Genomic DNA, 25308 nt, shown 5'->3' on the forward strand with positions numbered 1-25308 from the left:
ACAGCAAGTTCAGAGTTAAAGATTGCGCCCCGAATGAATTCATTCGGGGCGCAATTTCTTAATCAGCCTGATGCGCTTATGGGATCGGTACGCCAATATTCGGTCCGGTGGTTGGTCCGATTGGCAAACCTTCTTCTTGATCTATGGCGGGGCAGAGCACAAAATTGCCGTTTAGATCGGTGTGATACGTATATTCCTGCCCATTGGCAGACAAATCGATTCGATAACCGGGCACCTGTCCTTGCGCATACATTTTACCGGGCGCGGGGCATCCCAACGCGGAATTGAGCCAGGTGACGGCTTGGGTGTTTACCAGCTCCACTTGCTCGACCGTGATTCCCAAAGAGCGGGCAAGATCGTTTTTCGCGATGCCGACAAATTTCTCTACCGGCGCGTTGGAAAAGTCGATTTTTTCTTGAGGGGTCGGTTGGGGAAGGACGCTGTCCGGAGTTGAAGCAACCTCTTGAGTGGGGACGGGTTGCGGCTCCTGCGGCGCGTCTAAGGCGGGTTCGCCAGCGCTCCCTCCTCCGCAACTCACCAGCAAGAATACGTTGACGATCAACAATGGAACCCAACGGTATTTCATGATACTGTCTCCTTTAAATGGGATTCGCTCAAAAGACAAGCAGTCGATCAATTAATCGACGTCTTGTCAGGCGAGAAGGTTCCTTGAATTGTAGTACGAAAATTCACCCCGATTTGGCAGAGTCCGACATTCTCGTATCCGGCGTTATTGCGCGACCATATTCCTTTTATTGCAACGTGTATAATCTGTTCATTCCAACACCGGAGAGACCTTGTGCGAAACATCTTCCAAAGAGCCGCTTTACTGCTGATCTTCCTTCTGAATGCCTGTGGAGCGAATGAGCCATCCGCTACATCCACACCACTGCCTTCAGAAACACCGGTCATCCCGCCGACTCTTACCGCAACACCGACCATTCCACTGGCGGTGCTCATCCTGCCGGCAAACCTTGACCCCGAAACATCGAACCTCTACCAAACTACGGTATACGATCTTACGCAAAGTTCAGGATATCGCTTCCAGGTGCGTGATTCCATCACAGAAGCAGACCTAACGGAACCAGGGCTAAAGATCGTGATTGCGCTTCCGCCCGATCCCGGTATTGCGGTTTTAGCCGCCGCCGCGCCACAAGTGCAATTCCTCTCGATCAACATCCCGGGCATTCTGCCCGGCGGCAACATCAGCGCGTTGGGGGGTGAAGGTCAGACCGGCCTCGCCGCCTTTCTGGCTGGTTATACTGCCGCGCTCCTCACCGAAGATTATCGCATCGGTATGATCATGCCCAAAGGGAACGCCGACGCGCAACAAGCCGCAGTTGCCTTTCGCAACGGCATGGCGTTTCATTGCGGATTATGCCGCCCGATCTTCTTCCCCTCCTTCTGCCTCGTGGAAAACCTGCAATCGTGCTACCCGCAGTTCGTGGAAATTCCGACGGATGAAGACCCCGCGCGCTATGGTCCATACGCCGATTACCTCATCCTCCAACGAGAGGTGGACACGCTTTTCGTTTACCCGGATGTGGCAGACCCAGACCTGCTGACATACATCGGCACGACCGGCGCGCTACTCATCGGCACAGCCACCCCAGACGAGCGCCCCGGCGGCTGGGTGATGACGATTCAGCCGGATGTGATCCAGGCAATTCAAAACGCCTGGTCCCAACTTGTAGCGGGGCAGGGAGGCGTCACGGTTCAATCTCCCTTGGGGCTGAGCGACGTGGACCCCAACCTGCTCAGCCCCGGAAAGCAAAAGGATGCGCAGGACATGCTCGATAAACTTCAACAGGGGTTGATCAACATCAACAACCCATGATCGAATCCAACACTCCCGTGAATGTTCACGGGAGTGTTGGACTTAGAAGGAGGAGGGAGAGAAACGCCAGGCGTAATACCTGTTTATGCTAACGGGCTTGAGCAAGCCATGCCATGGCTTTGACAACCAGCACGGCCGGGTTGACCGGTTTGAGCAGGTACTCATCTGCCGCCGACTCGTTGGCTTCGATCGCCAATTGGGCGGTGTTTGCCGAAACAAGCACGATAATAGGACCGCGGCTGGCTTTGCGCAACTCTCCAAGGAGTTCGACTCGCTCGTCCCGCGTAAGTTGGATATCCACCAACACAAGAGACGGGGCAACCAGACGGGCGGCTTGAATCGCATATCGCGGGCTTGATTCGCTGAGCACAATACAATTCCGCTGGCTGAAGAGGGCATCCCACGCCGCGACTGAATTCTGCTGATCGGAAACGATCAATACGGTGTGGAGAGGAATTGTATTTGTGTCGGTTTTCCAGGCTACCATTTAGATTTTGCCTTTCTAGTGTCTTGACGGGGAATCTGCCGGCATGTTACACTCGCGCCCGTACAAAATTTTCAAGGAAGGAGGCGCGACCCATGTTCTTCAGCAAGTTCACTGTTGGTCAACAAGAATTTACCCGACCCGGGATTGCGCCTGCTCATCGTTAGGATACTTTTTACGTATTCGACAGCCACGGCGTCCCCGTGGCTGTTTTTATTTCCCTCACCCTGGCTCTCTCCCTGTGGGAGAGGGGAAATGGAGAAAATCATGTCTGGCATTGCTACACAACTATTCGAAGGAAAAGATATTCGCTTCGGCCCCATTGACTTTGAGAAAGACCCCGAGGTCGAATCCAAGTGGACGCATGACGCTTCGTTCTTGCGCTTGTACGAGAGCGAGCCGGCGCGTCCCATGTCGGCGGCGATCGTGAAGAAGCGTTACGAAAAGCTCGAGAAGGATATGGAGGACGATAAGGACTTTTATCACTTCATGATCCGCGCGCGGGAGGATGACCGCTTGATCGGCAAAGCGATGATCCACCGTATCGAGTGGGCGAACGGGAACTGCACCATCCGCCTCGGCATTGGCGCGCCCGATGACCGCCGCAAAGGATTCGGCGCACAAGCGGCGCAAATGCTCCTCCGCTTTGCGTTTTCGGAGTTGAACATGTTCCGCGTCACTGCGTACATTCCGGAGTACAACGAGGGGGGACTGGCGCTGGCGAAAAAGTTCGGCTTTGTGGAAGAAGTGCGCCGGAGAAAATCTCTGGAGCGCGATGCCCGCCGTTGGGATTTGTTGGTGATGGGCTTGTTGAAGGATGAATGGGCGAAGCAGGCTTCCCCGTAGAAAGAAGCGAAGGAGAATAAGATGAACGATCTATTTCGCGGGCAACTTGTCCGCTTAACGTCGGAAGACCCCGAGTCGCGTTCGAAGATTCAGGCGAATTGGCAGCGCGATTCGGAATTCCACCGGTTGGCAGATGCCGACCCGGCTGAGATGTATTCGGCGCGCAAAGTAAAAGAGTGGGTCGAGAAAGCCGCTGAGAATGGCTTCAAACCTGAGCGGTACTATTTTTCGATCCGCGCATTGGAAGACGATAAGCTGATCGGGTTTTTCGTTTTATGGTGCGACCTGATCCACCGCGAAGTGTGGGTTGGTATCGGCATCGGCGAGCGCGAGTATTGGGGCAGGGGTTTCGGCACAGAGGCGATGAAACTGGCTGTGCGTTATGCGTTCATGGAATTGGGAGCGCAGCGCGTCTCGCTCGGCTTGATGGACTATAACCCGCGCGCGTTGAAGGCTTATGAGAAAGCCGGGTTCCGGCTCGAAGGGCGCACGCGCCGGGACGTTCAGCGCGAAGGGACGCGTCACGATTCGTTGTGGATGGGCATCCTGCGCGACGAATGGCTGGCGATGCAAAAGGCGGACGAATGAACGATCTTATCGTTGGCAAGTTGGTGCGTCTCGCGGCATACGACCCTGAAGAGATGGGCAAAGCCTTCTCACGATGGACGCGCGATTCGGAATATTGGCGGTTGATGGATACCGGTCCCGCGCGGATGCCCTCTGCAACCGGTGTGACAAAGCACATTGAGAAAGACATGGATGAACTCGACGCGAGCATCTATTTCTTCGGCGTGCGGCGTTTGCAAGACGATGCCCTGATCGGCGAGATGATCCTGCATGTGGTCAACTGGGCGGGCGGAGATGCGTTCGTCGGCTTGACCATCGGCGAGCGCGAGAACTGGGGCAAGGGCTATGGCACCGAGATGATGCGACTGCTTTTGCAATATGCATTTCTCGAAGTCAACCTGCGCCGAGTGACGCTGGCGGTGTTCGAGTACAACCCGCGCGCGATCCGCTCCTATGAAAAAGCGGGCTTCCGCCACGAAGGACGAATGCGGAAATTTCTGAACAAGGAAGGCAGGCGCTGGGACATGTTGTTCATGGGCGTCTTGCGCGAAGAATGGCTCGCGGAACAGTAGCGCAAGATTTATCTTGCGTTTCAAGGTTAGGAGAATATTGCATTGCGAGCAAGCGCGAAGGTTGAGTAGCGTAGATCGGTAAACAAAAGGAAAAAAACAATGAACGCAATTCTTGAAAAACAAAACATTCTGCCGCTCCCTGCGGGCTACACCGCGCGCGGCGGATATATTGACGATTACAAGATCGCTTTTGATCTGTTGAACCTTCATTCCATGCGCCTGAATGGGAGCGTGGACTTGAACGACCCTGAATTGCTCCGCCTCGATTGGCAAAACGAAGGATTCAATCCCGAGACCGATATGCGTATGATCTTTGCGGAAGATGGGACTCTCGCTGGGTTCATCGAATGTTGGATGACTCAACTTCCGCCCGTTCACCCCTGGATCTTTGGGATCGTGCACCCCGGTCACTGGGGAAAGGGAATCGGGAGTCATCTAAACTCATGGGCTGAGGATCATGCGCACATCGCATTAGAAAAATGCGCGACAGAGTTGCGCGTCGCGCCGCGCACAGGCACAGAGGCGCACAACGAAACCGGTGTTGCGCTCATGGAGGGACTCGGATGGAAACATATCCGCTCGTTCTATCGCATGGTCACAGATTTGGATTCACCGCCTGTTGTGCCGCCATTACCGGATGGGATCATCATCCGCCCGTTCGATCCTGAAACCGAAATGGAGGAAGTCTATCGAACGTTCGTAGATACCTTCAACGACCACTTTGGGTTTATCGAACAACCGTTTGAAAAAGGCTTTGCCGAATATAAACATAACATGGTCGAAGATCCCGGCTACAGCCCGGCGATGTGGTTCGTCGCTATGGACGGAGATCGAATGGCTGGCATCTGCATTTGCCGCCGCGAAGACGCGGAGGATGCCGAATCGGGTTGGGTGGGCGAACTCGGCGTGCGCCGCGCATGGCGCAAGCATGGACTTGGCTACGCCTTACTCAAACATGCCTTCGCCGCGTTCCATGCCGACGGCAAAAAACGCGCAGGTCTCGGCGTGGATGCGAGCAGTCTCACCGGCGCGTTGAAACTGTACGAACGCGCGGGCATGCGAGTCCAGCGTCAGTTCAATCAATACGAAAAAGAATTCCGCCCCGGTAAGGAATTGGCTGTGGTTGAAGTAACATGAAACTTGACAGGTCGCTGAAACCTACTGTTCATCAGCGGCTTACTCTATGAAGGCATGGTTAAACATGGAAACAAAACTGCAAACTGAATCAATATTGCTCGACCCCGCTCTCCGTCTGCGCCCGGCGCAATGGAGCGATGCCGTCGCGGTGACCGGTCTGATCCGCGATGTGCTGACCGCCGATGGCGACGAAGTTTCGATCATGACGCAAGAAGAACTGGAAACTGAATGGAAATCGGAAGGCTTCACCCTCGAAACCGATGCTTGGGTAGCGATAACCGCCGACGGGCGCGTGGTGGGATACGAAGAATTCGTCAGCCGCCACGCGCATGCCTACTTCAATGCCGATGGATATGTGCATCCCGATTTTCGCGGACGCGGGATCGGCGCGGCGATGTTGCGCGCGCTCGATGAACGCGCCCGCCGTGAAATGCAACTTGCCGACCCCGACGCGCGCGTGTACATCCGCGCGGGAACCAATGCCCATGATCAAAATGTGCGCGGAATGTTCGAAGGCGAGGGCTATCAAATTATCCGTTATCACTGGATGATGGAGATCGATCTCGCCGAAGCGCCGCAGGTCAAGACATTTCCCGATGGAATCGAATTGATGCCATTCGATGTGGACGCGCACGCTTATCTCCTTTTTCAAGCCCAGGAGGAAGCCTTTGAAGATCACTGGGGTCACACGCCGGGCAACTTCAATAACTGGCAGATGCGAAAAATAAGGCGTGAAGATTTTGATCCCTCGCTGTGGCATGTGGCGTGGGATGACGACCAGATCGCGGGCTTCTCGCAAACCCGCGTCCGCAACGGGATTGGCTGGGTGGGAGCGCTTGGCGTTCGGCGTCCATGGCGCAAGCGCGGATTGGCGGAGGCGCTTCTGCTTCACTCGTTCAATGAATTCTACACACGCGGCACGACGCGCGTCGGCTTGGCGGTCGATGCGTCGAATCCCACCGGCGCGACGCGGCTCTATCAAAAGGTCGGCATGAAAGTGGATGTCGAAGATATCATCGTTGAAAAAGAACTGCGCCCCGGACGCGAGTTTGAAATGCAAGAATAGGCTATACTTAATCAATATAAAACCTGACAGGTTTCCGCGAAGCCATGCTCGATCAAGTAATTCTGCTTCGCAGTCCACACTCCCGACTCGGTTCTTGAGAAAACCTGTCAGGTTTATTTCCCCACAAGGAGACACCATGAACATCAAATGTTCGTTTTGCCAAACACCCTACACCCTCAGCCGCGTGCAAATGCTCGACGCCCTGCAGGAAATGGACGCGCATAAACTGACTCACTACGACGCGCACTGTCCGCGCTGTCGGCGCGCCACACGTGTCGAGCGCAAACGCATGGAGATATTCTTCCCGAACTGGCGCGAGGCGTTGAAACAGTTCGAGGCGGAGATGCAGGCTCACCCGCAGAATGAGGCGCCTCTTCCCGCGCCTGAGCCTGCTCCTGTTTCCCCAGCCGAATCGAATCCTCAGCCGACTGTCGCAAAGAAACAAGTAGCCGAGAAAAAAAATCCTGCGAAGACATCGGCGGCAAAAAAGAAATGACCATCCGCGCTGTATTCTTTGACCTCGGCGGAGTGATCGTCCGCACTGAGCATCAGGCGCCGCGCCAAAGGCTCGCTGAGCAATTTGGCATGGATTACGAAGACATCGAGAAGCTCGTCTTCGGCGGAGGGTCGAACAGTTCGGCGGCGCGCGCCTCGGTGGGGGAGATCACCGAACAGGAACACTGGCTGAATGTGATGAAGGCTCTCAAACTGCCTGCCAACGAGGTTATGCGCGTGCGGGAGGAATTTTTCGGCGGCGACATCATCGACCGAAACTTGCTGGAGTTTATGCGGTCGCTCAAGCCGAAGCGCAAAGTGGGCGCCATCTCGAACGCGTGGGACGGTTTGCGCGCCTATATGGAACGCGAAAAATTCGCCGACGTGTTCGACTCCATCGTCATCTCGGCCGAAGTGAAAGTGGCAAAGCCAGACGAGAAGATCTACCGCATCGCATTGGATCAACTGCAAGTCAAGCCGAACGAAGCGGTGTTCGTGGACGACATGCCCGCAAACATCGAAGCCTGCGAAAGACTCGGCATGAAGGGCATCCAATTCACGGAAGTCGAATCCGTATTGAAGCAACTCAAATCCATTCTCTAGTCTCGAATCCCCAGTCTCTAATCTCCAATCTCTGTTTTTGTGAATCGCATCTCCCCATCCCGCGTCTACCTCTTTATCGAGTTCGCCGCCTCCGCGTGCTTCTCGATGATGTTCGTCGTCACATCATTGTATGAAGCGACCATTGCGGGGCTGACACCTGTTCAATTGATCCTCGTCGGCACGGCGCTGGAAATTTCAGCATTTGTGTTTGAAGTGCCGACAGGCATCGTGGCAGACGTGTATTCGCGCAGGCTTTCGATCATCATCGGCTATGTGTTGATGGGCATCGGCTTTCTCGTGGAGGGACTCTTCCCCGCGTTCATCCCGATTCTACTCGCGCAGATCATTTGGGGGTTGGGCTACACCTTCACCAGCGGCGCAACACAAGCGTGGATCACTGATGAGATCGGCGAAGAGGATGCCAATAAATTATTTCTGCGCGGCATGCGCGTTGGTTTATACGCGTCGTTGATCGGCATGACGCTTGCCGCGCTGGTTGGCGTGAACAATGTTGCCATGCCCATCCTCGTCGGCGCGGGGGGCGTACTGTCGATCGGCGTGATCCTGATCTTCATCATGCCCGAGAAAAATTTTCATCCCACCCCGCGCGAAGACCGCAACACCTGGCAACACATGTGGCATACCTTCAAACAGGGCGCGGAGGCGGTCCGCTCCAAGCCGCGTTTGATGAGCATTGTCGGCGTTGGGTTATTCTACGGGATCTACAGCGAGGGCTTCGACCGTCTGTGGGTAAAACATTTGTTGGATCAATTCAGCCTGCCGATTTTGTTTGGAAACAATCAAGTGGCGTTCTTTGCCGTTCTTCGCGCGGCAGGCGCGCTTCTGACCATCTTCGCGGTTCACGTTGTCGAAAAACGAGTCGACTCAACCAACCCAATCGCGATCGGACGCGCGATGTTTGTTGTTACCGCGCTGATCTCCGTTGCCATGTTGGGGTTTGCCCTCTCTCCTCTGCTCTTCCTCAGTCTCGCGTTATACCTCGTCCTCGACGCGTTGCGCGACGTTCGCATTCCTCTGCAAACCGCGTGGGTGAACCAGAAACTGGATTCAAAAGTCCGCGCGACAGTTCACTCGATGTTCGGTCAGGTGGATGCGATTGGGCAGATGCTGGGCGGACCCATCGTCGCAGTGATCGCCGCGGCGAGTTCCGCTGTCGCGTCGCTTGCCGCGTCGGGACTGCTGTTGACGCCCGCGCTGTTCTTCGTCAGCCGCGCCAACTCGAAGTCTGAGGATGAAGCGGAGGCGGTGTCCCCTCTCCTTGAAGAAGAGGGGTAGGGAAAGGCGACCGCTCTTGCCTACAGGTCGGAGCCGTTCAATTTGTGGTTCGTTCTCGCGTAGGAAATCCACATGATGACGGCGACCACAATGCTTGCAATGGGGATCATAGGCGTGCCTGCCCACATCCAATATATGCCTTGTTCGTCTCCTCTGATAGACAAGGGCAATAAGGTGAAGAAGATCGCGAAGCCCATATACCATGATCGTTTGGTCAGGAGTTTTTTCGTTCTTTCAAGTGTTTTCATTTCGTTTTCCTTTGTTAGATTGATCGGCGGCTGTTCAAGCGGATGTTCCCGCTTGAGCGCCAGTTTCGCAAATTCAGGATCTTGCTTGAAAAAATCCTCGACGAGGGCGCGGGTGTCTGCGCTCGCTTCGTCCGCAAGATAGACGGGTAACAGGTCGGTGATGATGTCGCGTGTGATTTTCATGGTTGCGGTTCCTCTTGTTCTTGCACGTATTCAGTCAATTTGATTCTCGCGCGGTGTACTTTGACTTTTGCCGCGGTAAGCGAAATATTCAACATGGCGGCGATCTCCTCGTAGGGCAGGTTGTGTCCAATCCTTAATATCAATGCCATACGATCCGCATCTGGAAGCGTTTGGATAAAACGCATGGCGGTTCGCACGCTTGCCGAATCTTCCGCCTGTTGGGCTGGGCGCGAATCAGATTCGATGTTCTCTTCGTCTAATGAAATCAACCTTTTCTCGCGCCTCGATTTTTTGTATGCCAGATTTTTTGCGATGGTCAGCAGGTAGCCTTTGACGGTCTCGGATCGGATTTCTGCGGAGGAGGTCAACGCGCGGACAAAGGTTTCGGCGGTAATGTCCTCGGCGTCCTGCGAGTTGCCGCATACCCAATAGGCAAAGCGGTACACATCCTGTGAGTACTTCTGGTACAGTTCATGAAAATTAGTGACCATGCCGTTACATAGATATTATCCCCCGAACGCGAAAAAGTTACAAAAAGACAGCCGCTTTTTAAGCTGGCAGACGATTATTTGGGTGAAAGTTAGAGAATCGAACTTGAGAATCCCGATCAGCGCGCAAACAATTTCCAGTGTCCCTCAGAAACAACCTCGGCAGTTCCGTCCACCACCTTGATGGCGGTTTCATCGTCAATCGCGTAGCACGGCACAGACATGCCTGCCGCCCATTTTTCTGCATCTGCCATGGTGTTTTCAGGCAGGTCTGGATGATCCAGATGCGGAAAGATCGAGAAGTCCACAACTCCCAACGTTTCATCGCCGCCAGTGGGCGCTTTCCAATTGACGAAATCCGCTCCGATGCGCGGGGACATCACCATGCTTCCTCCGCTCAACCCAACCCAAACGGTCTCGCGCAGTGACGGAAGAAGTTCCGCCAGCCCAGACTGTTTCATCCAATGGCACAGATATAAAGGATCGCCTCCATTCACCAGCAGAACATCTGTCTCTTGCACCCACGAGACCCAGCGTTCTTTGTCAATGCTGGGCAACGCGGTGAGTTCAAGGACTCCCAATGACTTCCAGCCCAATTCGCACATGGGGGTTCTGGGCTCTTGTCCGCTGATGAAGCGCCATGCCATGCCAGGATTGACTTGAGGGTGACCATATCCCGCAGTGGGGATGCAGAGAGCATTGGAGTCGGCAATTGGTTTGCCCAGTAATTCAACGAGTGTGTTTTGAATGCTGGTATTCCTGATGCCCGCAGAAGTAAGCAATAATTTCATGACTCTTGTGCGATTATTTATCCCGCGCCTTCATAAGCAGATTTAATCCACGCGACCAATTCGGCGTCCACTTCTTTCGCGTCGGTAAGCGCGACGATGTAATTGCACATGCTCCCTGACGGTTGCGCTTGTAGGCGTTTGTTCTTTTTGAAGTCTTTGGCGTTGATACCCACTTCGAAACGCGTGTTGGTCTTCGGTCCGATCATCGCGAATTGTTTTTTGCGCCGCAGACTCACATAGCCCTTCTTCGGGGCGATTTCGAATTCTCCAAATTCTCCGATCGCCTTCATCAACTTTTCATGAATGGGGCGGAAGCTCGCCTTCGCACCCGTGTAAATTTCATCCAACACGGCATCGGCGCTTTTGCCCTCTGCCATGTGCGAGCCGTCCGATTTCAGAATTTCATGCACGAGCGTGTTCGCGTCGCCGTGACCAAGACCGAGCTTCTCCTTGAACATGTCGCGCAGTTCGCCGTGTTTGGTCAGCCCGCTCTTCTTGGCGAGCGCGGATAACTCTTTGAGAGTCATCCCCGTTTTCTTTTGGATGTTGGCTACTTGAGTCTGGACTGCTTTTTCGAGAGAGGTCATCATCGTGTCAACTCCTTGAGTGAAACTTTGCGTTGCGCTGATTATAGAACATAAATTCTAAACACGCAATGATTGATAAATCTTCGACGACCCCACGCCGCTTCATTTCCGACGGGTTGACCTGCCGCGCCAACCCCAGCCTTGATCTCCCTTTCGGCTTTGGCGCGGCGACGCATGTTTCACCTCCTTGTCTTATATTGCATGTGCTTGATCGTAACAAATTCGAACCCCTGCGATTTTATTGTCGGCACGATGGTTTCGACGATCTGCGCGGCTTTCGAGCCGTGTCCGTGCCCGTCGTGCAGGACGATGATCGAGCCTGAGATGGACGCGTTCAGGATTTGTTGAATTGTCCACGATAGCGGTTGGGTGAAATGCGGCGGGATGCAATTCCACATCACGAGGCGATAGCCCCACTCGGCGAGCAGGGATTTTGTTTTGGAGGTGAACGCTCCATACGGCGGGCGGACGTCGCGTATTTCTATCGGTGGGATTCCGCACGCTTGCGAGATCAGCGTTTTCGTTTTCTCCAATTGCTTGCGTAACACATCGGGCTTCTCAAACGGAAATGGAACATGACGATAGCAATGGATTCCAATCTCATGCCCGCCCGTGTGGATTTGCTTCGCGAGACTTTGATTCTTCTCAACGTCTTTCCCGATCAAAAAGAATGTCGCGCGGACTGCGTGCTTTGCCAGCACATCCAACACCTCAGGCGTATCGCGCGGATGCGGACCATCGTCGAAGGTGAGGGCGATCTCGCGGCGGGAGGCGTCTCCGCGCCATAAGATGTCAGGGTGGCGGGATTGCATCCATGCGTAGGCGCGGAGGAGGTGAGAGGTGAGCATGAAAATTTGTGCAAATTTCGGAGCGCAGACTTCAGTCTGCTTTTCTGGCTAACAAAAGTTTGTTATGTCAGCGGACTGAAATTTTATGGTAGCGGACTGAAGTCCGCATTCCGTATCTCGTCCATGAATTGATTCAAGAATTGCACCATCACTTCGTGACGTTGCTCTGCGATGCGTTTGGCGGTGGCGGTGTTCATTTTGTCTTTCAGCAACAATAATTTTTCATGGAAGTGGTTGATCGTGTCGCTGTTGCTGTTTTTGTATTGCTCGAAGGTCTGATGCAGTTGTGGGGAGGACGCGGGATCATACAACGGACGATTTTTGTATCCGCCGTACGCGAAGGCGCGGGCGATGCCGATCGCGCCGATGGCGTCGAGTCTGTCGGCGTCTTGGACGATGAAGCCTTCGAGCGAGTCCATTTTGTTTTCGACGTTTGCACCCTTGTAGGAGATGTGCTTGATGATGCGGCACACCGCGTCAGTGGTGGAGGGGTCGAGGGAAAGCGAATCCAGCCAACCCTGCGCGCGAAGCGGGGTTTCATCTTCCGAAGCGTTGAACTTCCAATCATCCAGATCGTGAAGCAGAGCCGCGAGTTGGACGATGAAGGCATCCGCTTGTTCGATCTCGCAAATGCGGAGGGCGGTTTGCCAGACGCGATAGATGTGCCACCAATCGTGCCCCGACGAGTCGTCCGAAAATTTCTGCTTGATGTAGTCGGCGGTCTTTTGGATGATCTCGCGCTGGTTCATCGGATTTGCTCGGCGAGGAAGATCGAGACGATGATCGCGATGAAGGCTAGACCTGCGCCCGTGAGTGTGCCAGCCAGCGCGGAGACGAGCGTTGCGGCGATGTTGCTCCAATTCGATTTTGTGATGAAGCGGATCGTCAGCCGCCACGCGACGATGATCGCGAGGATGTTGCCGATGCCCTGACAGATCAATGATGTGGCGAGTGAGATCGTGCCGACGCGTTCGCTGAACCCGTTGAGCGCGATGAGTTGACCGAATGAAAGCATCGCGCTGATGATGATCAACAGAATGAAAGTTATTACGGCAGAGATGATGGCGGGCGTTTTGTTGGGCATGGGGGTCTCCGTTGAATTGAGGTTGCCCGATTATATCTTTTAAAAGTTGGCTGTCATGTCGATAAAAAGGTGACTGTCACGTCCGACGTGACAGTCACCTGGATTTCAACATGCCCGCCCGACGATTAATCATCGGGCTATTTTTACGAAGTCCGCTCAAGCGGACTAGCCGACTTCAGTCGGCTTCGTATGTGTAGCACGGGATTTGAATCCCGTGCGGGTGCGAGAGGTTGGAGATGTTCCGCATGACCAATATCCCTGCGTGGGCGTTGGGGAAGGTTGATTTCCAGTTAGGGGTTATGTTGAACATTTGAGAGGTCTCTTTGTCATGCCCGCCCGACGATGAATCGTCGGGCTATTCATACAAAGTCCGCTCAAGCGGGCTTGCCGACTTCAGTCGGCTTCGTATGTGTAGCACGGGATTTGAATCCCGTGCGGGTGAGCGGGATGGAGATGTTCCGCGTGATCAAAATCCCTGCATGGGCGGTGGGGAAGGAGGACTTCCAGGAGGGGATTACTTCAAACATGTAGAGAAAGACAACATCTATCGAGGCGCTTTTATTGCGAATAAATAGTGCTAGATTACTTGAATTATGCCTGAGTACACAGTCTCATTACGTTGATCAACATCAAATCTGTCTTTATCGCTCGGATCATATTGCCATTGACCAGACAACATATCCTGTGCACATGCATTCACAAAATATCTTAGTAAACCACTTTTGTTTGAGTAAGCACGAACTTTCATAAAAAACTCTTCCCCATTAGCCCAACTATATGAGTCGTTTGAATATTTGTAGCCCTCAGCAATTGGATATTTTAATACTACTCTTCCTCCACTCCATCGACCACCTTTAGTTCCTGTTTGTGTTTGAATAGACTCACTGCTTTCTATTATCTCTACCTTATCAACCATGGATGGAAAAGAGGCAGAAAAATAACCTTGCTTTGCATGTGCCCCATAATTTTTAGCAATAATTGTTATCTCAAATGGCTGCCCTTGCGATACGGTTTCTGGTACCTCAAGCGATGTAATCTTTACGTAAGAGCCAGACTGGTTTGGGGGAAGGAAATTTTTATTCCAGTTTGCAGGGATAGTGGTTAATGCTTCCTTAATATAGCTAGGTAATTCACTGGCAATCTTGCCAAGATTTTGTAGGTCATAGGGTATATGGCGTATTTCTCTTACGTCGAAAGGCACTTCTAAGGATGGATTCTGTGTAATAAAAATAACAGGCTTGTTTCGCGCGTGCGCAATTCCAACTTCATAAAACACGTTTGGATTTCGATCTGTTAAGTCAGCAATAACAAATCTCGACTCGTTTACGAATTTCCATATATCGCTTGTAATGCGATTAGAGCCAGAAAGTTTATCAGGACGAACACATTTTAATCCACATTTGTCAACCACGATTCCTTCTATGGCATCGTAAACGTTACGAAGTTCAGGGTTAAACGGCATTATCAGAAAACATTGATTAGGATCAACCAAAAAATGGCTTTCTTCAAACAAGAATTTTGACATTGAAATTCTCCCAACGAATTAATCCGAAAATTAACTTATTCGGTAAATTATACTCCTCTTGTGTCCTACTTTCCTCGACCTCTCCACTTGTTCAGTTTCAGACATAGCCAAAAGATGGCTGTCATTTCAAAAGTCACAGTCACCTGAATTTGCAGTCTCATCCCTGCCCGTAGATACCCTGACAGGCATATGCAGAATCCACGGCTATTCCTACGAAGCCCGTTCAGATGATGGTATCTTCTAATCCCTGCGACGCCTCATTTTTTTCTTAGATGTTCTCTGAAACAAATACTTTGACTTGAAATTCAACTCGTAAACAACGTTCATAATATCTTCAATGACATCCAAAGCAATCCTTAAATCTGATTCGATTGGTATTTCTAATTCATGAAGCGCTTGATTGCCAAGAAAACGGAAACTATGCAAGTTCTTTACAATCTCTGGTGGAATAATTTTGGATAAACTATTAATTTTACCGTCCAACGTCTTTACGATTTGACCATGTTCATTTGGGCCCTCGGTTATTCTTTTATCTAAACAAACGCTTTCTAGCAAAGCCCTTAATCCAGCAGCGCAGAGTATGAAGTTCTGGCTATTGAAAGCATCCGATGTCTCATTGTATAAACGGCGCATTTTTCCAGATAATTTGACGTAAAATTTCACTTTATGATCAGTACGTTTAGGATAAAGCCTCTCGTAGTGAGTTTCATTATCGCCGAATTTGAGGTCAGCCATTTCTCTTGCTGTAACAGAACCACAGCCAAGACATTGGAGAATTTGCCAAGTTGATTTTTCGTCACCCAAATATGCTTCACCATCATAAACCATGAACTGAAACTCTTGACTAAAGATTATTTGGTTCCATGTCAAGCGCTCGCAAGTCTCGCAAACAATACGTTCTTTCGTCTCAGTTTGTGCGGTCATAAATTTTCCTCCAAGCAAGTAAGCAAGCAAATTCTTTCGCTGATTCATTTCACGCGCAATCTGCTTGTGAATATTATATCCCCACCTATGGCACTATCAGACTTTCATTAACCTCTCCTTTCATCCAGTTGACCCAACTTGCCACTTACTCTACGTTGTCCACATGCCAATTCTGCTTTACAATCCAGCAACCTATGCAAGCACTCAACTGCCCCAACTGCGGAGCGGCGCTCCCTCAAAAAGCCATCAAAGCATCGGACTTGGTCTCGTGTGAATTTTGCGGCACCAGTTTCCGCGTGCCGAAGACCCTCACGCCCGAACCCGACATGGGAGATTTGATCCTCGGCGCGGATTTCAGCAGTAAAACCATGCCAGGCTGGGAAGTGATCAACGAGGAACTGCTCACCTTCTACAAAGGCAGTCCCTCCGAGTTGCGCGGAAGTTACAAACCCAGTCCCAATTCCTATTATGTGTTGAAAAGTTCGGGGTTCTTGGATGACTTCGACGCCAGCATCAACATGAAATTCACTGGCGGCGACGAGAACATCATCCGCGCGGGGTTTTATGCGCGCTTCTCTGATAACGGTGGGTATGCAGTGTTGGTCTCCGTGTTGGGATCGTACACCATTGGCTATTATAAAAAAGATGAGAAGAACGAACTGAAATGGGAAGATTTACTGCCGTGGGCGAATCACACCGCCCTGCGAGCAGGGATGAACGAGACGAACCGTTTGCGCGTCCTCTGCGACGGAGGGCAGTTCCGCGTCTACTTGAACGGGGTGCTGGCAACTTCATTCAAAGACGATCAATTCAAGCGCGGCAAACTCTATCTGGCTGTCGTCCCGACCGAGAAATCAACTCTGGATGTCGCCTTCTCCGATCTGCAATTGAGGGAAGTGCTCAAGTAGTCCGACAGACTCGAATTTTACTTGCGCAACAACGCGCGTCCCAGCCTGATGCACCAGATAATATACATAATCCCTCCAAGCGCGTTCAAACCAGCAACGTAGAGATACCAGGGGACAGTCGTTTCCGAGTCGAAACCTGAAAATATCCCGGGAAGTACGGCTAATCCAGTAACCATCAGTACGCCCGCGACTAGCCCCCAAATATTCAGGTTGCGATTCAAGAAGTTATTTTTCAGCATCGAATAACTGAATACCAGTACCCACAGACCGATCAACGCGCTGCCTGCCGAGGAGTACAGCCCTGCAAGAACCCAGCCTGTGATCTGTGAGATCACAAGCACAGAGCCAATTACCACGGTGATAACACCTACCCACGCAAGGACGATTCCCACTCGAAACAGTGAAGGCGATGTTGCACGGTGTTCAACAAACAACATCCATGCCAAAATTCCGCTGAAAATTCCTGCCAAGCCGTTGAAGATATCGTTCAGCGTTCCGAACGGCTGCCCCACCGCGAAGAAGATGATCAGAAGAACAGCCGCGAGGATGTATATGATACCTGTTGTGATCGCCATCTTGCCAGTTGTCGCGGAAGATAAATTATTTGCGGTCATTGCGCCTCCAGGTTTTTCGAAGATCTTGATGCGATTATACATCCTCTGCATCGCATCAGACTTTCATTAACCTCCCCCTTCGTCCAGTTGCCAATTTAGTCCTCTCGTCTTATAGTCGAACAATTCTCTAATCCTCCAATTCTCAAAGGTTGGAAAAGTCTCCAGTCTCCAATCTCTAGTCTCGATACGCCCCTCTTAAAACCATTCGGGGCTACTCGACCACCAATTACCAATCACCAATCACCAATTACCACCTCCCAGGAGTTCCTATGCACGGCTACGGCTGGTTTTCCTACATGCGTTCGGGCGACGAAAAGCCCAAAGTAACCAAACAACTTTTACTGCGCGTTCTCTCGTATGCGCGCGGATACTGGTGGCACATCGCAGGGATGCTCGTCACGATCCTCCTCACCACAGGTCTGTCCCTGCTGACGCCGCTGATTTTCCGCAATATGATTGACGTAGTGATTCCCGCCAAGGATGTGAATCGACTCGTCTGGCTGGGCGTGGCGTTGCTGGCGATCCCCGCGCTGACGGGCGTCGTTAACGTCTTTCAGCGTCGTTTGAACTCAGCCGTCGGCGAAGGTGTGATCTACGATCTGCGTTCAACGTTATTCTCGCGCTTGCAACACATGTCACTGCGATTTTTCACCAACACAAAATCGGGCGAATTGATGTCCCGCCTCAACAACGACGTGGTCGGCGCGCAGAATGCCATCAGCAATACCATCGTCAACATCGTGACGAACTTAATTGAAGCGATTGCATTGCTCGCGGTTATGCTCACGATGGAGTGGCGATTAACTCTGATCAGCATCGTCATTCTTCCGTTGTTCATCATCACCGCGCAACGACTCGGTAACACCTTGCGCGATATTGCGCGTCAAGCCATGGATACCAACGCGCAGATGAACGCGCACATGAACGAGACCCTCAATATCGGCGGCGCGCTTCTCGTCAAACTCTTTGGGCGCACGCGCGAAGAGGAGAATCGTTTCCGTCAACGCGCCGCGAGCGTGCGCGACATCGGCATCCGCCGCGCCGTCGTCGGCTCGACGTTCTTCGTCATCTTCGGTCTCATCACTGCGGTTGGCACTGCGCTCGTTTATGGTCTCGGCGGCTGGTACGTCATCGCGGGCACGTTCACTGTCGGCACCATCGTTGCGTTCGGTTCGTATCTCGGTCAACTCTACGGCACGCTTCAAGGTCTCGCGGGCGCGCCCGTCGAATTTTCGACCAGCATGGTTTCGTTCGAGCGCGTGTTCGAAGTCATTGACCTGCCGCAGGACATCGTCGAAAAACAAAATGCGACGCCTCTGCGTGATGTGCGCGGCGAACTCGAATTCGACAACGTCTCGTTCGACTATCACATTGACCCCTCCAAATTGTTGAAGGATGTAAAACGTTACGGACGCCACGAAGATGTCGGCGCGGTCTTGTCGTTGGCGGATAAGAAGACTGCGGATGATGGACGACAAATGTCGAAGGGCGGAAATGGTCGAGGGTCTGCGACCAATCATCGGGAGGAGAGAAGCGGTTCTTTATCCGACGGGGAAACTGACTCGCCCTCTCAAGCCCGCGATGTAGCCCTCGAGCGAATCTCCTTCGTCGCCCATCCTGGACAGTTGATCGCCCTCGTCGGTCCCTCTGGCGCGGGCAAAACAACCACCACCTATCTCATCCCGCGCCTCTACGATCCAACCGACGGGGTCATCCGCATTGACGGGCGCGACCTCAAAGATGTGACGCTCGATTCGTTAGCGAACGCGATCGGCATGGTGACGCAGGAGACGTATCTCTTCCACGACACCATCCGCACGAACTTGACGTACGCAAAAATTGACGCGACTCAATCTGAAATTGAATCCGCCGCGCGCGCCGCCAACATCCATCAATTCATCATGGACCTGCCCGACGGCTACGACACCATTGTGGGTGAGCGCGGCTACCGTCTCAGCGGCGGCGAAAAACAACGCATCGCCCTCGCCCGCGTCATCCTCAAAGACCCGCGTATTCTGGTTTTGGATGAAGCGACAAGCCATCTCGATTCCGAATCCGAATCGCTCATTCAAGAAGCGTTGAAGCGCGTGATGGCGGGACGCACAAGCATTGTCATTGCCCATCGCCTCTCCACAATCTTGGCGGCTGATTTGATTTTAGTGATGGATCGAGGAAAGATCGTCGAGCGCGGCACACATGAGGAGTTGATTGCGTTGAATGGGCTGTATGCGCAGTTGTATGAAACGCAGTTCAATCGTGAGAAAGTTTGACCTTGCCCCGTTATACAGAACTCGGAGATTTCAAAAATCTCCGAGTTCTGTTCATGAGTTACCCATTCACGAGACCGATACGTCTTTCATGAATCGTTCGAAGCCCCTCTTTGTTAGCGCGGCGAGTTCTTTAAACAACTCAGGTTCGACCCGTTTGAAGTTGAAACAGGATTTCCCTTGCATTCGCTTTTTCAACGCGGGACTGATGTCTTTCAATAGATCGGGGTACATGTAAACAGGCATGAGATAGAAGGAAACATAATTTTTCTTGATGTGGGTGGACGCGAAGTACAGTTCCTTCTTCCATTTCTGGCTGTAGGGTCCATCGAGATAGAACACATTCTGGTTATCCATTTTTACGGTGAGTTTGGGCGCGTAGGGTTTGAGAATATTTTTCAATTGTTCGAATACGATGGGGAAGTCGGTTCGGGGGGGCATGCGTTCTCTCCTGTTCTTCCCGCAGTTGAACTGGAGAAGAACATAATGGCATTTTGATCAGGACTTACGCGGTTGGCGGGCAGTTGTACTGCCGTCGCCGCAGTGCAACTACGACGCAACAGATTCAACGGCGTAAGTCCTATTGATCATGCGTCGGCAGTTCAACGGCTGGCGCATCGCTTTCTCATGGCGCAACAACATTCACACGGATATAGATCGGGTCGCCAAAGGCGAGACCGCCAGGGTCGAATGCCTGCCACGCGGATTCATACTCTCCATCGGTGAATGGCGCGGTGAATATGATTTGAATGGTGGCGTTCATGCCGGCGCGGGCGGGGAACAGCGACGCTTCCGTTTGGGCGCCCAAGTCTGCGCCGCCGATGTGGATGAAGCGATACGTTGAGTCCCAGTCGCAGGTGCCGCTGTTTTGCACCAGCCATTGCTTGTCGATGACTGCGCCGTAGGTGACGAAGGTGTTGTCGGGTATGGTCAAGTCTTCGATATAGGTGAGATCGTTGACGCAGGTTTCCGCTTCTGATGTTGGGGCGATGGTTGGCAACGGCGTAGATTGTGCCGTCACGATATTTTGTGTGGGTTGGATGATGAACGTGGGTTCGATGAGCAGGGACTGGGATGTTGGCGGAATGAACGGGGTGGGCGTATCCGCAGGCGAGCAGGCTGAGGCGAGGAAAACGCCGGGGAGGAGAATCAGGATGAATTTCGAAATGAAGCGGAGCATGTCAAAAATAAAAAAGGCGGACACAACGGTCCGCCCATGAATTATTTATGCTTCTTCGTCGGATCCGCCGCCATCCTCGCCGCCGCCGATTTCGAGCGGCATGGCGATCTCGCCGCTTAAGGCTTTCTGGCGGATGACGCCGTCGATCTCAGCCATGAGCGCGGGGTTCGAGCGGAGGAAGTCTTTCGCGTTTTCGCGCCCCTGACCGAGGCGTTGATCGCCATAGGAGAAGAACGCGCCGCGTTTCTGGACGATCTCGAATTTGGTTGCCAGGTCGAGGATGTCGCCGGCGCGCGAGATGCCTTCGTTGAACATGATGTCGAATTCGGCGGTGCGGAACGGAGGCGCGACTTTGTTCTTGACCACTTTGACGCGGGTACGGTTACCGATGACTTCCTCGCCCACCTTGATGGCTTGGATGCGGCGGACATCGAGGCGCACGGAGGCGTAAAACTTGAGGGCGTTGCCGCCTGTGGTGGTTTCGGGGTTGCCGAACATCACGCCAATCTTCGAGCGGAGTTGGTTGGTGAAAACGACGGCGGTTTTGGTCTGGTTGATGGCACCGGAAAGTTTGCGGAGCGCCTGCGACATGAGCCTTGCTTGCACGCCCATGGTGGCGTCGCCCATGTCGCCTTCGATTTCGGAGCGGGGCACGAGCGCGGCAACCGAGTCTACAACGACAATATCCACGCCGCCCGAGCGGACGAGGGTTTCGGTGATTTCGAGGGCTTGTTCGCCGGTATCGGGTTGTGAAACGAGCAGGTTGTCGATATCCACTCCCACGCGCGCGGCGTAGACCGGGTCGAGGGCGTGTTCCATGTCGATGAAGGCGGCGGTGCCGCCCAGTTTTTGCACTTCGGCTATGATGTGCTGGCAGATGGTGGTCTTGCCGGAAGATTCGGGCCCATAGATTTCGATCACACGCCCACGCGGGATGCCGCCCACGCCGAGGGCAATGTCAAGCGAGAGCGAGCCGGTGGGGAAGGTCTCGGTTTGCATGTGTTGCGCTTCGCCGAGACGGATGATGGAACCATCGCCGTAGCGTTTGAGGATGTCTCCGAGCGCTTTATCGAGCACGGCGCGTTTGGCGCCATCCACATTGCGGGAGGGTTGTTCCTGTTCTTCAACAGCGGTTTTAGATTTTCGAGGGGACATGGTGTGTTTCTCCAATACAGTGTAAGAGTCTTAATGTTGTGTAGCCGAGAGTATAGCACAGATGTTCTGTGCGTCAAGGTACGGCGGTAGCCGTCCCCGGCAGAAAATCCAGCGTCGGCACGGGCGGCGGGGTTAGTTGAAACCCGTCCTTGTCTGTAAACGTGAAGTAAGTGACCTGCCCCGGGAAGATTTCCACAAAGAACTGCATATCCTTCTCTTTGTATTCCATCAGGATTTTGTACACCCCTGCGGGCAGGTCGCTTAATACCAAATTTTCTTGATAATACGGATCGGCGTTGACCGAACCTTCGGCGTAGGTGAGAACTTTTCGCAACGGCGTTTCAGAGGGCAATGGCCGCACCTCAACGGAATATTGATTCAACAACTTGCCTTTTTCGTCTGTGATACGACCCACCAACACGCCCCAACCCTGTGGCGGAGCCATCCACAACTCCGGGTTGAATGTGTTGTAGAAGGAGTTTTTCCCCAAGCGGATCTCAAAATGTAAATGCGGTCCCGTCGTCGCGCCGGTATCGCCGACCAAGCCGATCACATCGCCGGTGTCCACGTGTTGACCTTCAACAGCCGAGATCGCGCTCATGTGCGCGTAAATTGTGAACAACGATTGACCCTTGTAGCCAAAATCGTGACGAACTACCACCGCCAGCCCATACGGATCCGACTCGTTGCCGGGCACTTCGGTATACAAGCCCCAACCCGCCGAAACAACCGTCCCCGCCCCTGCCGCGAGAATGGGAGCGCCCTCCGCCGCATCGATATCCACGCCGGTGTGCACAATATTCGGCGCGAAGAACACGCCGCCATAGCGATATTCCGCCAGGGGCCAGTTGACGTTATCCGCCGCGATGGGGCGCGCGAAGTAAAAATGATCATACGGCGAAACAGACCAGGGTATCGGGTACAGAGGCGGACGCCACCCCGAAACCGGCTCTGCTCCGGGCGTTGGCAGGATGAATCGAAACGGTTCGATCGTGGGACGCGGCGTCGCTTCCGACTCGCTAGGTAGCTGATTCGCATCCCCGGCAATCACCCCCGTTGGGGTCTGGCTCGCGTTGCCCGGCGTTGCGGGAACGCAAGAGGCGAGCAAACTTAGAATCGCCAACCCGAAAATAAAACCTATCCTCTTGTTCTTGGAGGAACTGTAGCCAAACAGGCGAGACCACGCGAACCCTACATTCAATACCTTCCTCATGGAATGATCGTCGGCGGCGTGACCGTGGGCATTATTGTGTTGGTTGGAATCGGCGTGGTGGTTGGCGCGGTCGTTCGCGTGATGGTCGGCGTCAACGATGTGGTTTGCGTAATCCGCGGCGTGCGCGTCAACGTGATGGTCGGCGTGAAGGTGGAGGTGACGGTCGGCGTGAATGTGGGCGGGAGCAAACGCGTGGGCGTGAGCAACACATCGGGCGGATATAGTTGCAAAAGCGCCGAATAAAAATCAAGCCCGTCAGTAAGCGCGAATTCGGTGAAACGCGCGCCTCGATAAAACGTCCGCCAGTTGGGGAGCGCCGGGACGCGTTGCCAGCCGTACTGGAGGGCGAGCGCGGTCACATCCACCCAATACCCCGCAGGCACGGCGCTGTACTTGCCGCCTTGTTCGTACACTTTCGGGTCGAGGTTATATCGCGCCGAGAGGTCCCACGGGTTTGCGCGGAGCGGCTCGCCGAGCGAACCATCCTGCGCCTGCGCTCGGATGTACAATCGCCAATACGTTTGCGCGCCGTAATCTTCGCGCGCGGCAACCATCCAGCCGGCGTTGGTCATCAACGAATTGATGGCGAAAGCGCGCCCAGTATATAGCCACGATTCCTCGAAGCCCGGGTCGAGCGCTGTGGTGATCGGAACATACGCGTTCTCGAGGCTGGCGAGCGCATCCCAGCCCGATTCGAGAATGACGCGCTCGCGCAAAGCGTTGAATGCCTCGTCCACCCGGTCGCTCAATTGCGGGTACGGCGCTTGCACGTTGTTCAAACTCACGAGTGAATCGCGCCCCGCGCCTTCGGAGGACGCGGCAATGTTCGACACCCAAAGCGGGGCGGGGGTGATTCCCGCAGTTTGTTGAACGATCGCCGGCAAAGGCTCTGCCAGGATCAGGTTTGCCCAGTCGAAGCCTCGTAACGAACTGGGGAAGGTTGCCAGCGGTTCGAGCAGGTTTCCATCCAGCGAATAATTCGCCAGATAGGTTTCATTTGGCGTGTTAAACGTGGTGATGAAATTGTCTCCCGATGGATTCCATGCGGGATAATTCCCGTCAGCGACCCAGACGGCGGGCGCGTTGCGCGTTGAATCCCAGAGGTAAATCCCGCTTCTCCCCACATTCTGGCTGGATGCCGCCCACATCAACCGAGTCCCATCCTGCGACCAGACCGGATGCGATTCCGCCGCGTCTGCTGTGTTGCTTAAGTTGGCGTAACGCGTGTTGTCGGTTTTATCCAGGTCGGCAAGGATGATCTCGCCATCCGACACGAATACGATCTGCCGCCCGCCCGGCGACCACGCCGGCGAATGGTCTGCGGTTGCGGAGGAAGTCAACAAGATTGCGCCCTCTCGCGGATTCCCCGCCGGCCCAATCACGACCTCAAGACTATCCTCGAGGTAGGCTTCGAAAGCGAGGAATGAGCCGTCCGGCGACCAGGTTGGCGCGCCCTCATATTCCGGTGTGTCGGTGAGCCGGGTCACTTCCCCGTTGGAGGCGTCGAAGAGATAGAGGTCCCAGTATCCACTGCGGTTGGACGCGAACGCGATCCGCGTTCCATCCGGGCTGATGGCAGGCGTGATGTCGTCCCACTTATCGCCGGTCAAACGTGTGAGCGGCATCTGGTTCGGGATGAATGCAAAGAGGTGGGCGTAGCCGTCTTCCTCGATCGAAAAGATGAGCGTCTCGCGCGCGCCGCTAGAGATCGGCAGGGCGGAATCGGCTGTGGAAGGGGTTTGCGAAAACGCCTGCGGAGTGGACGGATCCTCGCCAGGTTGCAAGCACGATGAAAGAATCAGGAGCAGGGGGATAATGAGAGTTAGTCTGGTAAAAGGTTTGCGCATTGAAAATGTCGATTAACTAGAACCGGGCTGAGGCGGTTTTACGTCGAAGGAAAATTTGACCGGTTCTTGCGCAGGTCCGTCGGGATAATATAACTTTGCCTCCAGCGTGTATGGATTCTTCAACTCCTCAGCGCGGATGTGCATGGTGAGCTCGAGTTTCCATCCCATCGGCTCGACGATGCTTGCAGAGGCAACCTCGCCGCCGTTCGCGTCTTTCAACGCCACTTCGATGTGCGGTCTCTTTTGAAACGGCGTAACTTCGATGTTCACTCGCGCGCGATAGCCATCGGGGTACGGCTCCGCCGCGAGCGACGTGATCCGCGTCTCCGCAGGCGTCATGCGTTTCAAATTGTCTTCGGCAAAAAAGAAATCCATGGTAGTTAAGTAGTTGAATAGTCGAGTAGTTGAATAGTTCCGGGTCTCCCGTAATTAACGGGAAAGAGCTTCACCACGAAGGGCACAAAGTACACAAAGGCAAAAAAGAGCCTAGATTCCTTGGGTTTTCCTTTGTGACCGTCGTGTCCTTTGTGTTTGAAAAAAAGG

The 25308-nt window shown here is 53.5% G+C and carries 32 protein-coding genes; 11 read left to right on the top strand and 21 right to left on the bottom strand.

The genetic code is table 11. From position 1 onward, the window contains the following. Nucleotides 1-76 precede the first annotated feature (76 nt). Nucleotides 77-586 (bottom strand): hypothetical protein, encoded by a 510-nt coding sequence (locus AC16KF_RS11320; RefSeq protein ID WP_484037422.1) that lies wholly within the window; start codon nucleotides 584-586, stop codon nucleotides 77-79. Between the two features lie 213 nt (nucleotides 587-799). Here AC16KF_RS11320 and AC16KF_RS11325 point away from each other — a divergent pair, with 213 nt between their 5' ends. Further along, on the top strand, nucleotides 800-1837 hold the full coding sequence (locus AC16KF_RS11325) for a hypothetical protein (RefSeq protein WP_484037423.1): 1038 nt from the start codon (nucleotides 800-802) through the stop codon (nucleotides 1835-1837). A gap of 88 nt (nucleotides 1838-1925) precedes the next feature. Here AC16KF_RS11325 and AC16KF_RS11330 read toward each other — a convergent pair whose 3' ends face one another. Next, nucleotides 1926-2324 carry a response regulator gene (locus tag AC16KF_RS11330; protein WP_484037424.1) on the bottom strand — a complete coding sequence of 133 codons (399 nt, stop codon included), beginning with the start codon at nucleotides 2322-2324 and terminating at the stop codon, nucleotides 1926-1928. Between the two features lie 264 nt (nucleotides 2325-2588). Here AC16KF_RS11330 and AC16KF_RS11335 point away from each other — a divergent pair, with 264 nt between their 5' ends. From AC16KF_RS11335 to AC16KF_RS11370, 8 genes are all read left to right on the top strand, one after another. Continuing rightward, the gene (locus AC16KF_RS11335; protein WP_484037425.1) at nucleotides 2589-3167 is read left to right on the top strand and encodes a GNAT family N-acetyltransferase; all 579 of its coding nucleotides are present in this window, start codon (nucleotides 2589-2591) and stop codon (nucleotides 3165-3167) included. A gap of 21 nt (nucleotides 3168-3188) precedes the next feature. Next, nucleotides 3189-3755: a GNAT family N-acetyltransferase gene (locus AC16KF_RS11340; protein ID WP_484037426.1), complete on the top strand. Its 567-nt coding sequence runs from the start codon at nucleotides 3189-3191 to the stop codon at nucleotides 3753-3755. Beyond that, nucleotides 3752-4306 carry a GNAT family N-acetyltransferase gene (locus tag AC16KF_RS11345; protein WP_484037427.1) on the top strand — a complete coding sequence of 185 codons (555 nt, stop codon included), beginning with the start codon at nucleotides 3752-3754 and terminating at the stop codon, nucleotides 4304-4306. The genes AC16KF_RS11340 and AC16KF_RS11345 overlap by 4 nt, the downstream gene beginning before the upstream one ends. Nucleotides 4307-4405: 99 nt before the next feature. Beyond that, nucleotides 4406-5443, top strand: a complete 1038-nt coding sequence (locus tag AC16KF_RS11350; protein ID WP_484037428.1) for a GNAT family N-acetyltransferase — start codon at nucleotides 4406-4408, stop codon at nucleotides 5441-5443. A gap of 64 nt (nucleotides 5444-5507) precedes the next feature. Next, the gene (locus tag AC16KF_RS11355) at nucleotides 5508-6509 is read left to right on the top strand and encodes a GNAT family N-acetyltransferase (RefSeq protein WP_484037429.1); all 1002 of its coding nucleotides are present in this window, start codon (nucleotides 5508-5510) and stop codon (nucleotides 6507-6509) included. 136 nt (nucleotides 6510-6645) lie between these two features. Next, nucleotides 6646-7005, top strand: coding sequence for a hypothetical protein (locus tag AC16KF_RS11360; RefSeq protein WP_484037430.1), 360 nt, complete (start codon nucleotides 6646-6648; stop codon nucleotides 7003-7005). Beyond that, nucleotides 7002-7607 carry an HAD family hydrolase gene (locus AC16KF_RS11365; RefSeq protein ID WP_484037431.1) on the top strand — a complete coding sequence of 202 codons (606 nt, stop codon included), beginning with the start codon at nucleotides 7002-7004 and terminating at the stop codon, nucleotides 7605-7607. Before AC16KF_RS11360 ends, AC16KF_RS11365 begins: the two co-directional genes overlap by 4 nt. A gap of 39 nt (nucleotides 7608-7646) precedes the next feature. Beyond that, nucleotides 7647-8903 carry an MFS transporter gene (locus tag AC16KF_RS11370; protein ID WP_484037432.1) on the top strand — a complete coding sequence of 419 codons (1257 nt, stop codon included), beginning with the start codon at nucleotides 7647-7649 and terminating at the stop codon, nucleotides 8901-8903. Nucleotides 8904-8923: 20 nt separating this feature from the next. Here the strand turns inward: AC16KF_RS11370 and AC16KF_RS11375 are convergent, their stop codons facing one another. From AC16KF_RS11375 to AC16KF_RS11430, 12 genes are all read right to left on the bottom strand, one after another. Beyond that, nucleotides 8924-9334, bottom strand: a complete 411-nt coding sequence (locus AC16KF_RS11375) for a hypothetical protein (RefSeq protein WP_484037433.1) — start codon at nucleotides 9332-9334, stop codon at nucleotides 8924-8926. Continuing rightward, nucleotides 9331-9825, bottom strand: a complete 495-nt coding sequence (locus AC16KF_RS11380; RefSeq protein ID WP_484037434.1) for an RNA polymerase sigma factor — start codon at nucleotides 9823-9825, stop codon at nucleotides 9331-9333. Before AC16KF_RS11380 ends, AC16KF_RS11375 begins: the two co-directional genes overlap by 4 nt. 116 nt (nucleotides 9826-9941) lie before the next feature. After that, nucleotides 9942-10613 carry a Type 1 glutamine amidotransferase-like domain-containing protein gene (locus tag AC16KF_RS11385; RefSeq protein ID WP_484037435.1) on the bottom strand — a complete coding sequence of 224 codons (672 nt, stop codon included), beginning with the start codon at nucleotides 10611-10613 and terminating at the stop codon, nucleotides 9942-9944. Between the two features lie 17 nt (nucleotides 10614-10630). Continuing rightward, a complete protein-coding gene (locus tag AC16KF_RS11390) occupies nucleotides 10631-11203 on the bottom strand; it encodes a DUF5655 domain-containing protein (protein ID WP_484037436.1) in 573 nt (190 codons plus the stop codon). A 38-nt stretch (nucleotides 11204-11241) separates the two neighbouring features. Further along, nucleotides 11242-11376, bottom strand: a complete 135-nt coding sequence (locus tag AC16KF_RS11395; protein ID WP_484037437.1) for a hypothetical protein — start codon at nucleotides 11374-11376, stop codon at nucleotides 11242-11244. A gap of 3 nt (nucleotides 11377-11379) precedes the next feature. After that, nucleotides 11380-12048, bottom strand: coding sequence for a polysaccharide deacetylase family protein (locus tag AC16KF_RS11400; RefSeq protein ID WP_484037438.1), 669 nt, complete (start codon nucleotides 12046-12048; stop codon nucleotides 11380-11382). A gap of 83 nt (nucleotides 12049-12131) precedes the next feature. Next, entirely contained in the window at nucleotides 12132-12797 is a 666-nt protein-coding gene (locus AC16KF_RS11405) for an HD domain-containing protein (RefSeq protein WP_484037439.1), read from the bottom strand. Then, on the bottom strand, nucleotides 12794-13132 hold the full coding sequence (locus tag AC16KF_RS11410; protein ID WP_484037440.1) for a hypothetical protein: 339 nt from the start codon (nucleotides 13130-13132) through the stop codon (nucleotides 12794-12796). The genes AC16KF_RS11405 and AC16KF_RS11410 overlap by 4 nt, the downstream gene beginning before the upstream one ends. 175 nt (nucleotides 13133-13307) lie before the next feature. After that, nucleotides 13308-13442, bottom strand: coding sequence for a hypothetical protein (locus AC16KF_RS11415; RefSeq protein WP_484037441.1), 135 nt, complete (start codon nucleotides 13440-13442; stop codon nucleotides 13308-13310). A gap of 64 nt (nucleotides 13443-13506) precedes the next feature. Further along, nucleotides 13507-13659 carry a hypothetical protein gene (locus AC16KF_RS11420; RefSeq protein ID WP_484037442.1) on the bottom strand — a complete coding sequence of 51 codons (153 nt, stop codon included), beginning with the start codon at nucleotides 13657-13659 and terminating at the stop codon, nucleotides 13507-13509. A 50-nt stretch (nucleotides 13660-13709) separates the two neighbouring features. Further along, nucleotides 13710-14657, bottom strand: coding sequence for a hypothetical protein (locus AC16KF_RS11425; protein WP_484037443.1), 948 nt, complete (start codon nucleotides 14655-14657; stop codon nucleotides 13710-13712). Between the two features lie 240 nt (nucleotides 14658-14897). Continuing rightward, entirely contained in the window at nucleotides 14898-15581 is a 684-nt protein-coding gene (locus tag AC16KF_RS11430) for a DUF4145 domain-containing protein (protein WP_484037444.1), read from the bottom strand. Between the two features lie 194 nt (nucleotides 15582-15775). On the opposite strand from AC16KF_RS11430, the gene AC16KF_RS11435 reads away from it, so the two are divergent. Next, a complete protein-coding gene (locus tag AC16KF_RS11435; RefSeq protein ID WP_484037445.1) occupies nucleotides 15776-16489 on the top strand; it encodes a hypothetical protein in 714 nt (237 codons plus the stop codon). Between the two features lie 17 nt (nucleotides 16490-16506). On the opposite strand, the gene AC16KF_RS11440 is transcribed toward AC16KF_RS11435, so the two are convergent. Then, nucleotides 16507-17103, bottom strand: a complete 597-nt coding sequence (locus AC16KF_RS11440; RefSeq protein ID WP_484037446.1) for a hypothetical protein — start codon at nucleotides 17101-17103, stop codon at nucleotides 16507-16509. Between the two features lie 269 nt (nucleotides 17104-17372). Here AC16KF_RS11440 and AC16KF_RS11445 point away from each other — a divergent pair, with 269 nt between their 5' ends. Continuing rightward, entirely contained in the window at nucleotides 17373-19373 is a 2001-nt protein-coding gene (locus AC16KF_RS11445) for an ABC transporter ATP-binding protein (protein WP_484037447.1), read from the top strand. A 66-nt stretch (nucleotides 19374-19439) separates the two neighbouring features. Here AC16KF_RS11445 and AC16KF_RS11450 read toward each other — a convergent pair whose 3' ends face one another. From AC16KF_RS11450 to AC16KF_RS11475, 6 genes are all read right to left on the bottom strand, one after another. Next, on the bottom strand, nucleotides 19440-19811 hold the full coding sequence (locus tag AC16KF_RS11450) for a hypothetical protein (protein WP_484037448.1): 372 nt from the start codon (nucleotides 19809-19811) through the stop codon (nucleotides 19440-19442). A gap of 184 nt (nucleotides 19812-19995) precedes the next feature. After that, nucleotides 19996-20550, bottom strand: a complete 555-nt coding sequence (locus AC16KF_RS11455) for an NBR1-Ig-like domain-containing protein (RefSeq protein ID WP_484037449.1) — start codon at nucleotides 20548-20550, stop codon at nucleotides 19996-19998. A 45-nt stretch (nucleotides 20551-20595) separates the two neighbouring features. Then, a complete protein-coding gene (gene recA, locus AC16KF_RS11460) occupies nucleotides 20596-21705 on the bottom strand; it encodes a recombinase RecA (RefSeq protein WP_484037450.1) in 1110 nt (369 codons plus the stop codon). 73 nt (nucleotides 21706-21778) lie between these two features. Beyond that, nucleotides 21779-22918 (bottom strand): M23 family metallopeptidase, encoded by a 1140-nt coding sequence (locus AC16KF_RS11465; RefSeq protein ID WP_484037451.1) that lies wholly within the window; start codon nucleotides 22916-22918, stop codon nucleotides 21779-21781. Further along, nucleotides 22915-24765 carry a TolB family protein gene (locus tag AC16KF_RS11470; protein WP_484037452.1) on the bottom strand — a complete coding sequence of 617 codons (1851 nt, stop codon included), beginning with the start codon at nucleotides 24763-24765 and terminating at the stop codon, nucleotides 22915-22917. The genes AC16KF_RS11465 and AC16KF_RS11470 overlap by 4 nt, the downstream gene beginning before the upstream one ends. A gap of 12 nt (nucleotides 24766-24777) precedes the next feature. Further along, complete coding sequence (locus AC16KF_RS11475; RefSeq protein WP_484037453.1) at nucleotides 24778-25140, bottom strand: hypothetical protein; 363 nt, start codon at nucleotides 25138-25140, stop codon at nucleotides 24778-24780. Between the last annotated feature and the right edge of the window lie 168 nt (nucleotides 25141-25308).

This window comes from Candidatus Defluviilinea gracilis (genome assembly GCF_057138825.1).

Bases quoted from the DNA above. Each gene is read 5' to 3' on its own strand.
- recA (WP_484037450.1), bottom strand. From the start codon at position 21,705: ATGTCCCCTCGAAAATCTAAAACCGCTGTTGAAGAACAGGAACAACCC.
- AC16KF_RS11340 (WP_484037426.1), top strand. From the start codon at position 3,189: ATGAACGATCTATTTCGCGGGCAACTTGTCCGCTTAACGTCGGAAGAC.
- AC16KF_RS11385 (WP_484037435.1), bottom strand. From the start codon at position 10,613: ATGAAATTATTGCTTACTTCTGCGGGCATCAGGAATACCAGCATTCAA.
- AC16KF_RS11360 (WP_484037430.1), top strand. From the start codon at position 6,646: ATGAACATCAAATGTTCGTTTTGCCAAACACCCTACACCCTCAGCCGC.
- AC16KF_RS11375 (WP_484037433.1), bottom strand. From the start codon at position 9,334: ATGAAAATCACACGCGACATCATCACCGACCTGTTACCCGTCTATCTT.
- AC16KF_RS11330 (WP_484037424.1), bottom strand. From the start codon at position 2,324: ATGGTAGCCTGGAAAACCGACACAAATACAATTCCTCTCCACACCGTA.
- AC16KF_RS11380 (WP_484037434.1), bottom strand. From the start codon at position 9,825: ATGGTCACTAATTTTCATGAACTGTACCAGAAGTACTCACAGGATGTG.
- AC16KF_RS11400 (WP_484037438.1), bottom strand. From the start codon at position 12,048: ATGCTCACCTCTCACCTCCTCCGCGCCTACGCATGGATGCAATCCCGC.
- AC16KF_RS11390 (WP_484037436.1), bottom strand. From the start codon at position 11,203: ATGATGACCTCTCTCGAAAAAGCAGTCCAGACTCAAGTAGCCAACATC.
- AC16KF_RS11350 (WP_484037428.1), top strand. From the start codon at position 4,406: ATGAACGCAATTCTTGAAAAACAAAACATTCTGCCGCTCCCTGCGGGC.
- AC16KF_RS11465 (WP_484037451.1), bottom strand. From the start codon at position 22,918: ATGAGGAAGGTATTGAATGTAGGGTTCGCGTGGTCTCGCCTGTTTGGC.
- AC16KF_RS11335 (WP_484037425.1), top strand. From the start codon at position 2,589: ATGTCTGGCATTGCTACACAACTATTCGAAGGAAAAGATATTCGCTTC.
- AC16KF_RS11395 (WP_484037437.1), bottom strand. From the start codon at position 11,376: ATGCGTCGCCGCGCCAAAGCCGAAAGGGAGATCAAGGCTGGGGTTGGC.
- AC16KF_RS11475 (WP_484037453.1), bottom strand. From the start codon at position 25,140: ATGGATTTCTTTTTTGCCGAAGACAATTTGAAACGCATGACGCCTGCG.
- AC16KF_RS11320 (WP_484037422.1), bottom strand. From the start codon at position 586: ATGAAATACCGTTGGGTTCCATTGTTGATCGTCAACGTATTCTTGCTG.
- AC16KF_RS11415 (WP_484037441.1), bottom strand. From the start codon at position 13,442: ATGTTCAACATAACCCCTAACTGGAAATCAACCTTCCCCAACGCCCAC.
- AC16KF_RS11345 (WP_484037427.1), top strand. From the start codon at position 3,752: ATGAACGATCTTATCGTTGGCAAGTTGGTGCGTCTCGCGGCATACGAC.
- AC16KF_RS11410 (WP_484037440.1), bottom strand. From the start codon at position 13,132: ATGCCCAACAAAACGCCCGCCATCATCTCTGCCGTAATAACTTTCATT.
- AC16KF_RS11365 (WP_484037431.1), top strand. From the start codon at position 7,002: ATGACCATCCGCGCTGTATTCTTTGACCTCGGCGGAGTGATCGTCCGC.
- AC16KF_RS11435 (WP_484037445.1), top strand. From the start codon at position 15,776: ATGCAAGCACTCAACTGCCCCAACTGCGGAGCGGCGCTCCCTCAAAAA.
- AC16KF_RS11405 (WP_484037439.1), bottom strand. From the start codon at position 12,797: ATGAACCAGCGCGAGATCATCCAAAAGACCGCCGACTACATCAAGCAG.
- AC16KF_RS11425 (WP_484037443.1), bottom strand. From the start codon at position 14,657: ATGTCAAAATTCTTGTTTGAAGAAAGCCATTTTTTGGTTGATCCTAAT.
- AC16KF_RS11355 (WP_484037429.1), top strand. From the start codon at position 5,508: ATGGAAACAAAACTGCAAACTGAATCAATATTGCTCGACCCCGCTCTC.
- AC16KF_RS11445 (WP_484037447.1), top strand. From the start codon at position 17,373: ATGCACGGCTACGGCTGGTTTTCCTACATGCGTTCGGGCGACGAAAAG.
- AC16KF_RS11470 (WP_484037452.1), bottom strand. From the start codon at position 24,765: ATGCGCAAACCTTTTACCAGACTAACTCTCATTATCCCCCTGCTCCTG.
- AC16KF_RS11420 (WP_484037442.1), bottom strand. From the start codon at position 13,659: ATGTTTGAAGTAATCCCCTCCTGGAAGTCCTCCTTCCCCACCGCCCAT.
- AC16KF_RS11440 (WP_484037446.1), bottom strand. From the start codon at position 17,103: ATGACCGCAAATAATTTATCTTCCGCGACAACTGGCAAGATGGCGATC.
- AC16KF_RS11455 (WP_484037449.1), bottom strand. From the start codon at position 20,550: ATGCTCCGCTTCATTTCGAAATTCATCCTGATTCTCCTCCCCGGCGTT.
- AC16KF_RS11430 (WP_484037444.1), bottom strand. From the start codon at position 15,581: ATGACCGCACAAACTGAGACGAAAGAACGTATTGTTTGCGAGACTTGC.
- AC16KF_RS11450 (WP_484037448.1), bottom strand. From the start codon at position 19,811: ATGCCCCCCCGAACCGACTTCCCCATCGTATTCGAACAATTGAAAAAT.